At 72.7% G+C, this 1222-nt stretch carries 1 protein-coding gene; it reads right to left on the bottom strand.

The window, feature by feature from the left end:
- On the bottom strand, positions 1–925 hold a 925-nt coding region (locus ACFU5F_RS42460; RefSeq protein ID WP_383899049.1), incomplete at its 3' end, for a sensor histidine kinase.
- Positions 926–1222 lie beyond the last annotated feature (297 nt).

Raw genomic sequence — 1222 nt, 5'->3', positions numbered from 1 at the left:
ACGCCTCCTGCACCACGCGGTGCACGGACGTCTCCACCTCGGGGGCGAGCCGCACCACGCGGGCCGCCGCCGCCACGTGCAACCGGGCGTCCTCTTCGTCTCCGGAGAACGCGGAGACCAGGCGGGCGAGCTCCGCCCACACCTCGCCGGGCCGCACGCCCGCGTGGTCGTCCTCGCGCATGACCCGCACCAGACGGCGCATCGAGTCCAGTGCCTCCGATCCGGACCGGGTGATGTTCTCCAGCAGCGGTTGGACCTGTTCCGGGGCGGTGTGCTGGAGGGCCAGCGCGGCATTGGCCTGGACGATGATGCCGGTGACGTGGTGGGCGACGAAGTCGTGCAGGTCGTGGGCTAGTGCCAGGCGTTCCCGCTGGCGTACGGCGGCGATGGCGCGGGCCCGCTGCTCCTCCAGCAGCCGTGCCCGCAGGCCCCAGGCGAGAGCCAGGCCGGCGCCGAGCGCCATCAGCAGGGACCCGTCGAGGGCGTTCTGGGTGTCGTTCTGCATGTCCGCCGGCAGCAAGCGCAACGGGATCACGATGACCGCCACGCTCAGTGCGGCCGAAACGGCCACCGCGGTCCGCGGGCCCGGCACCGCCCACACCGCGCGGGACAACAGCACCAGCAGAGCGACGCTCTCCAGCGCCCCGAACGTACCGGCGCTGTCCGGGCCCGCCCACGTGACGATCACGGCCGTGAGGACCAGCGAGCCGCCCGCGACGAGCACGGCACGCACCTGCGCGCTCGGCCGACGAGCGGGCCACAGCAGCGCCATGCAGGCAAGCGGGCCGGACACCATCGGCAGCAAGCTCGTCCAGCGGTAGTCGGGCGTCCCGTTGGCGAACACGTCGAGCAGCCCCAGCAGGCCGAGGATGATCCAGCCGACGGCGGTCAGCGCCCGGCGGAGCAGCGGAGTTTTGGAGTTCACGCCCGGCAGGATACGTAAGCGGCGATTCCCGGCGGACTCGGCCGAATGGCCGATGTCCGGCCACCACAACCGGCCATCCGGCCGAGACAGCCGGAAGCCGGGCGCCCCGATCGTGGACGGCATGCACCTGATGAGCACCCTTCTCCCCGGGGAGACCGCCCGATGAACACCCCCTCCGCCGTGCTGACCGGCACCGGCCTGTTCAAGTCCTACGGCATGACCCGCGCCCTGGCCGGCGTCGACCTCGACGTGACAGCCGGCGAGTCGCTGGCCGTCATGGGCCCGTCCGGCTCCGGC

It is taken from the genome of Streptomyces sp. NPDC057438 (genome assembly GCF_042802995.1).
Lineage (GTDB): Bacteria > Actinomycetota > Actinomycetes > Streptomycetales > Streptomycetaceae > Streptomyces.
The sequence above is the reverse complement of the archived record's forward strand: the minus strand, read 5'-3'. Positions and strand labels throughout refer to the sequence as shown.